Origin of the sequence: Roseomonas sp. 18066 (assembly GCF_902706185.1) — a bacterium.
Lineage (GTDB): Bacteria > Pseudomonadota > Alphaproteobacteria > Acetobacterales > Acetobacteraceae > Pseudoroseomonas.
In genome coordinates, this window is the sequence record NZ_CACSJM010000236.1 from 1 (window position 1) to 6437 (window position 6437).

Sequence of the window (6437 nt, forward strand, 5' to 3'; positions counted from 1 at the left end):
CCCCAGACCCCCGCCGGGGTGATAGTATCACCCCGGACCCCGCCGTCAGTTGGCGCCTTGAAGCCACAGGCGGGACGCTGTCGGGATTATTATAACAATCGCCGCATGCGCCGGGGCGCTTCGGCTGCTTCGCGACGCGACGCAAAATGAATGTGGGGGCCTGGGGGCATTCAATGCCCCCAGATTCTTCTCTTCAAAATCGCTTCTCTAAAAAAGATCCAACTGCCTCCCTTCCCCAGGCAGCAGAGGCGCCGAGAACTGCGAGCAATCCAGCTCCGACCCGTCGCGTTTCTCCAGCCCCAGGCGGCGGGCGGCGATGCGGAAGCGGGTGGCCAGCATGTCGGCATAGGGCCCGGTGCCGGACATGCGCTGGGCGAAGTCGCTGTCATAGACGCGCCCCCCACGGGTCTGGCGCACCAGGGACAGCACTTTCTCGGCGCGGTCGGGCATGTGCTCGCGCAGCCAGTCCTCGAACAGCCCGGCGATTTCCAGCGGCAGGCGCAGCAGGACGTAGCCGGCGCGGGTGACGCCGCAGGCGGCGCCGCGTTCCAGGATGCGCTCCAGCTCCATGTCGTTGACCGCGGGGATCATCGGCGCGGCCAGCAGGGCGGTCGGGATGCCGGCATCGGCCAGCGCGCGCAGGGCGGCCAAGCGCCGCTCCGGAGTCGCGGCGCGCGGCTCCAGGATGCGGGCCAGCTTCGGGTCCAGCGTGGTCACCGACAGGCAGACGCGCACCAGGCGGCGCTCGGCCAGGCGCTGCAGGATGTCGCGGTCGCGCAGGACCCCAGCCGACTTGGTGACGATGGTCACCGGGTGGCCGAAGCGTTCCAGCACTTCCAGGATGGTGCGGGTCAGCTTCATCCGCCGCTCGATCGGCTGGTAGGGGTCGGTGTTGGAGCCCAGCGCGATCGGGCGCGGCACATAGCCGGGCTTGCGCAGCTCCTTCTCCAGCAGCGCGCCGACATCGGGCTTGAACAGCAGCTTGGTCTCGAAATCCAGGCCGGGGGACAGGCCCAGATAGGCGTGGCTCGGGCGGGCGTAGCAATAGACGCAGCCATGCTCGCAGCCGCGATAGGGGTTCACCGCGCGGTCGAAGCCGATATCGGGCGACGAGTTCCAGGAGATCGCCGAGCGGGCGGCGTCGCGGGTCAGGGTGGTGGGCAGCGGCGGCAGCTCGGCGAAGGCGTCTTCCAGCGTCTGCCAGCCATCGTCGAAGGCTTCCAGCGCCAGCCGGTCGAAGCGGACCGGCGGGTTGCTGGTGGCGCCGCGGCCTTTGCGCGCCCCCTCCAGCATGCTGGAGGCATCGGCGCGGATGCTGCCATCCGGCATGGCCAGTTCCCTTTCCGTTCGCGCCCTGACTCATTCGTCAGGGGCGTCCGGAAGTCAAGAACATCATGCGAACACGGCGGCCCGCCTCAGGGCGTGCGCAGCAGCCCGGCCAGGCTCTGCATGATCGCGGCCGTCGCGCCCCAGACGTAGTGCTGCTCATGCGGCCAGACGAAGAAATGGCGGCGCTCGCCTTTCCAGATGGCGCTGCGGCGTTCCGGCAGGGCCGGGTCCAGCAGCGGCGCCAGGTCGTATTCGAAGGCCTGCTCCACCTCGTCCGGCGCATTGACCAGGTTCAGCGGCGGGTCGAGCAAGGCGAGGATCGGCGTCACGTGATAGCCGGTGCCCGTCACATGCTCCGGCAGCCGGCCGAGGATGCGGGGCAGGCGGGGGTCGAGGCCCACCTCTTCCGCCGCCTCGCGCAGGGCGGCCTGCTCGGGGTTCTCGCCCGGCTCGATGCGGCCGCCGGGGAAGGCGACTTGGCCGGCATGGCTGGACAGCCGGGCGGCGCGCAAGGTCAGCAGCAGGGTCGGCTGCGGATGCAGCACCACCGGCACCAGCACGGCGGCGGGGGTGCCCTGGGCGGCGACGGTCATCGCCGCGGCGCGGGCGAGTCGCGCCGGGTCGGACAGGCGCCGCACCACCTCGGCCGCGTCCAGCGGCGCGGCGACGGGGACCGGAAGGCCGGCACTCACGAGGCGAAGCTCACTGGGCCAGCGCCGCCTGGCCCGGAACCTCGTCGATCGGGAAGAAGATGCCCTCGCTCCAGACGCCCAGCACCTCGCGGCCTTCGAGCGTCTCCGGCTCGGCCATGGCCACCAGCTCGTAGAAGGTGGCGCGGTTGATGCGCGCCTCGAGTCCCGGCCGCACCATCACATAGGGCCGCGGCTCGCGGGAGCGGCGGTCGATCTCGACCCGGATCGGGTGGTCGGCGTCGGCGGTGACCATCTCGTCCAGATTGGTGCGGAAGGTCAGGCATTGCCGGCCTTCGCAGCGGCGCCAGAACACCTCGACGGCGATGAAGGGCGCGTCCTCGACGGTGATCGAGCCGCGCTCGGCCGGCGTCTCCAGCCAGTAGCTGCCATCGGCCTCGCGCTGCAGCACGGAGGCGAAGAGGCAGACGAGCTCCTTCCGGCCGATCGGGCTGCCCTGGTAGTGCCAGGTGCCGTCGCGGGCGATGCGCATGTCGAGCGCGCCGCATTCATGGCGCGGTCGCGGAGGGCCGCCCGGCTTGGCCTTCGGCTTCGGCGGCGGCGCGGCGGCCCCCTGCGTGCACAGGTCTGGCTTCTGAGCCTGCGTGCGCAGGCAGGTGCCATTTTCCATCGCAGATTGTTTCAATGCTTCGTCCATGCGCCCGGTGGTCATAGGCTTCCCCAAGTGTCGCTCCTGGCAGAAGGGGCGGGCTGGCCTTCACAGGCCGGCTTCCCATATCCGATCTATATAAGGAGGCGCAGAGGCATGGTTGAAGTGGCAGACCCCACGGATCCGAACTTGCTGGTGGCCGAGGTCGAGGCGCTGGGCCTCCGGCTGGCGCGAGTCCGCCAGGCCGTGGGTCGCGTCATCTTCGGCCAGCCCGAGGTGGTGGAGCAGGTGCTGATCACCATCCTGTCCGGCGGCCACGTCCTGCTGGTGGGCGTCCCCGGCCTGGGCAAGACCCGGCTGGTGGAGACGCTGGGCACCGTGCTGGGCCTGGCCGAGAGCCGGGTGCAGTTCACCCCCGACCTGATGCCCGCCGATATCCTGGGCAGCGAGGTGCTGGAGGAGGCGGCCGACGGCAAGCGCGCCTTCCGCTTCATCAAGGGCCCGGTCTTCTGCCAGCTGCTGATGGCCGACGAGATCAACCGCGCCTCGCCCCGCACCCAGTCCGCCCTGCTGCAGGCCATGCAGGAGAAGAAGGTGGCCATGGCGGGGCATGTCCATACCCTGCCGGCGCCCTTCCATGTGCTGGCGACGCAGAACCCGATCGAGCAGGAAGGCACCTATCCGCTGCCGGAGGCGCAGCTCGACCGCTTCCTGCTGGAGGTCGAGGTCACCTATCCGGACGAGGCGGCCGAGCGCGCCATGCTGCTGGCGACCACCGGCGCCGCCGAGGCGCGCGCCGAGCCGGCGCTGACGGGGGCCGAGCTGCTGGCCGCCCAGGCGCTGATCCGCCGCATCCCGGTGGGCGAGCAGGTGCTGGATGCCATCCTGAAGCTGGTGCGCGGCGCCCGGCCGGAAAGCGCCATCCTGCCCGCCGTGCGGCAGCACCTGGCGTGGGGCCCCGGGCCGCGTGCCGCCCAGGCGCTGATGCTGGCCTGCCGCGCGCGCGCCGTGCTGGACGGCCGCCTGGCGCCGAGTGTCGAGGATGTGATCGCGCTGGCCGAGCCGGTGCTGCGCCACCGCATGGCGCTGAATTTCTCGGCCCGCGCCGATGGGGTGAAGCTCGGCGATGTGATCGACGCGCTGAAGGCGAGCCTTGGCTAGGCCGGGGGCAGCCACCCCCCCCGCCGGCGCCGCCGAGACCGCCTCGCCGGCCACCGCCGCGCTGCGGGCGACGGCGCTGGGCAGCCGCCTGCCGCCGCTGGTGGTCGCCGCCGAGCGCGTCGCCACCACCGTCATGCAGGGCGTCCATGGCCGCCGCCGCGCCGGCCAGGGCGATGCCTTCTGGCAGTTCCGCCCCTATCTGGCGGGCGATGCCATCGGCCGCATCGACTGGCGGCAGAGCGCCAAGTCGGACCGGCTCTATGTCCGCGAGACCGAATGGGAGGCGGCGCAGAGCGTCGCCCTGTGGCGCGACGCCGGCCCCGGCATGGCCTGGCGCGGCGGCGCCGACCGGCCGGAGAAGGGCGAGTGCGCCACGCTGCTGCTGCTGGCGCTGGCCAGCCTGCTGCTGCGCGGTGGCGAGCGGGTGCGGCTGCTGGGCGCCCGCCGCGCCTTCGCCGGCCGCGGCGCGCTGCCGGCGGTGGCCGACATGCTGGGCCGCCACACCCCGCCGCCGGCCGATGAATCGCTGCCCCGCCATGCCCGCGCCGTGCTGATGGGCGACTTCCTGGCGCCGCTGGAGGAGACCCGCGCGGCGGTGGCGGCGCTGGCCGGCCGCGGCGTGCGCGGCCATCTGCTGCAGGTGCTGGACCCGGCGGAGGAGACGCTGCCCTATGCCGGCCGCGTCCGCTTCGAGGGGATCGGTTCCGCCGAACCCGCGCTGCTGTTACCGCGCGTTGAGGGCGTTCGTGCTTTGTATGCGGAACGGCTGGCGGCGCATCGGGCGGGGCTGTCGGCCATCGCCGGCGCCGCTGGCTGGTCCTTTGCCACCCACCGCACCGACACGCCGCCGGAATCGGCGCTGCTGGCGCTGTGGCAGGCGCTGGCGCCCGCCTGAGATGCCCAGCTGAGATGCCCGCTTGAGATGGAAGAAAGGAACGGCAGCGCATGACCAGCCTGGGTCCGATCGGCTTCGTCGTCCCCTGGCTGCTGCTGGCGCTGCCGGCCCTGCCGCTGATCTGGTGGCTGCTGCGGGTCACGCCGCCGGCGCCGCGCCGCCAGGCCTTCCCGGCGCTGCGCCTGCTGCGCGACCTGCCGGCGCCCGAGGAAACCCCGGCCCGCACGCCCTGGTGGCTGCTGCTGCTGCGCCTGGCCGCCGCCGCGCTGATCGTCATCGGCCTGGCCCGGCCGGTCTGGGGGCCGGGGGCGGCGAGCTCGGGCGACGGGCCGCTGCTGCTGGCGGTGGATGACGGCTGGGCCAGCGGCGCCGACTGGCCGGCGCGCATGGCCGCGGCGCAATCCGCCCTCGACGGCGCCGCCCGGGCCGGCCGCCGCGCCGCCCTGCTGGCCACCGCCCCGGCCGAGGATGGCAGCCCGCCCCGCCCCACCGCGCTGATGCCGGCCGAGGAATTGCGCGCCCGCCTGGCCGCGCTGCGGCCGAAGCCCTGGGCGCCCGACCGCGCCGCGGCGCTGGCCGGCCTGACCGACTGGCGCCTGATGAACGGCGACTCTTTTTCGACTTTCTATGTTGCCGACAACACCGAGCATCAGGCGCAGGGCGACGCCTTCACGCCGCTCGCCGCCGCCCTGGCCCAGGGCGGGGCGCTGACGCTCGCCCAGGCGCAGGGCCGCCCGGCCCGGCTGCTGCTGCCGCCACGCGCCGAGCCCGACCGGCTGCACCTGGCGCTGCGGCAGACGCCGGCGACCCTGCCCTCGACCGTCGCGGTGCTGGCCCGCACCGGCGATGGCCGCGCCCTGGCCCGGGCCGAGATCCCGGTCGCCACCGGCGCCGATACGGGCGAGGCCGCGCTGGACCTGCCGATCGAGATCCGCAACCAGATCACCCGCCTGGAGATCGAGGGCGAGGAAAGCCCCGGCGCCGCCGTGCTGCTGGACGAGCGGTTCCGCCGCCGCCCCGTCGGCATGCTGGGCCCGGCCGAGCAGGGCGCCACCACGCCGCTGCTGGGCCCGCTCTACTACCTGGACCGGGCGCTCGCCCCCTTCGCCGAGCTGCGCCAGGGCAGCGTCGCCCAGCTGCTGTCGCGCCAGCTGGCCGTGCTGGTCCTGGCCGACCGCCCCCTGGCCGAGGGCGAGGAGCGTGCGGCGCTCACCCGCTGGGTCGAGGAAGGCGGCACGCTGATCCGCTTCGCCGGCCCGCGCCTGGCCGAGAACCCCGACCCGCTGCTGCCCGTGCGCCTGCGCGCCGGCGAGCGCCAGCTGGGCGGGGCGCTGTCCTGGGAGAAGCCGCAGCCGCTGGCGCCCTTCGCCGACAGCTCGCCCTTCGCGGGCCTCGCCGTGCCCGCCGAGGTCACCGTCGCCACCCAGGTCCTGGCCGAGCCCGGCCCGCTGCTGTCCGACCGCAGCTGGGCGCGGCTGGCCGACGGCACGCCGCTGGTCACCGCCGCGACGCGCGGCGCCGGCCGGGTGGTGTTGTTCCATGTCACCGCCAATGCCGAATGGTCGAACCTGCCGCTGTCGGGGCTCTATATCGCCATGCTGCAGCGGGTGATCGCGCTGTCCTCCGGCGTCGCCGGGGCGGAGGGCGAGGCGCCGCTCGCGCCCATCGAGACGCTGGACGGCTTCGGCCGCCTCGGCCCCGCCCCGGGCTTCGCCGGCGCCATCCCCGCCAACCGTTTCGCCGAGACCCGCCC

General features: G+C 73.6%; 6 protein-coding genes. 3 read left to right on the forward strand and 3 right to left on the reverse strand.

Going from position 1 to position 6437, the window contains the following annotated elements; genetic code table 11:
- Window positions 1-207 precede the first annotated feature (207 nt).
- The 3 genes from GVN67_RS27595 to GVN67_RS27605 form a co-directional block, all read right to left on the reverse strand.
- Window positions 208-1329, reverse strand: a complete 1122-nt coding sequence (locus GVN67_RS27595) for a PA0069 family radical SAM protein (RefSeq protein ID WP_160000524.1) — start codon at window positions 1327-1329, stop codon at window positions 208-210.
- A gap of 86 nt (window positions 1330-1415) precedes the next feature.
- Window positions 1416-2021 (reverse strand): CoA pyrophosphatase, encoded by a 606-nt coding sequence (locus GVN67_RS27600; protein WP_160000525.1) that lies wholly within the window; start codon window positions 2019-2021, stop codon window positions 1416-1418.
- Between the two features lie 10 nt (window positions 2022-2031).
- Window positions 2032-2649 carry a DUF1285 domain-containing protein gene (locus tag GVN67_RS27605; protein WP_408906369.1) on the reverse strand — a complete coding sequence of 206 codons (618 nt, stop codon included), beginning with the start codon at window positions 2647-2649 and terminating at the stop codon, window positions 2032-2034.
- 135 nt (window positions 2650-2784) lie between these two features.
- On the opposite strand from GVN67_RS27605, the gene GVN67_RS27610 reads away from it, so the two are divergent.
- From GVN67_RS27610 to GVN67_RS27620, 3 genes are all read left to right on the forward strand, one after another.
- Complete coding sequence (locus GVN67_RS27610; protein ID WP_160000527.1) at window positions 2785-3789, forward strand: MoxR family ATPase; 1005 nt, start codon at window positions 2785-2787, stop codon at window positions 3787-3789.
- The gene (locus GVN67_RS27615) at window positions 3782-4684 is read left to right on the forward strand and encodes a DUF58 domain-containing protein (protein ID WP_408906370.1); all 903 of its coding nucleotides are present in this window, start codon (window positions 3782-3784) and stop codon (window positions 4682-4684) included. Before GVN67_RS27610 ends, GVN67_RS27615 begins: the two co-directional genes overlap by 8 nt.
- 50 nt (window positions 4685-4734) lie before the next feature.
- A partial coding sequence (locus GVN67_RS27620) for a BatA domain-containing protein (protein WP_200845424.1) occupies window positions 4735-6437 on the forward strand: 1703 nt, incomplete at its 3' end.

Coding starts and splice junctions, on each gene's coding strand:
- GVN67_RS27595 (WP_160000524.1), bottom strand. CDS start 1,329: ATGCCGGATGGCAGCATCCGCGCCGATGCCTCCAGCATGCTGGAGGGG.
- GVN67_RS27605 (WP_408906369.1), bottom strand. CDS start 2,649: ATGGAAAATGGCACCTGCCTGCGCACGCAGGCTCAGAAGCCAGACCTG.
- GVN67_RS27610 (WP_160000527.1), top strand. CDS start 2,785: ATGGTTGAAGTGGCAGACCCCACGGATCCGAACTTGCTGGTGGCCGAG.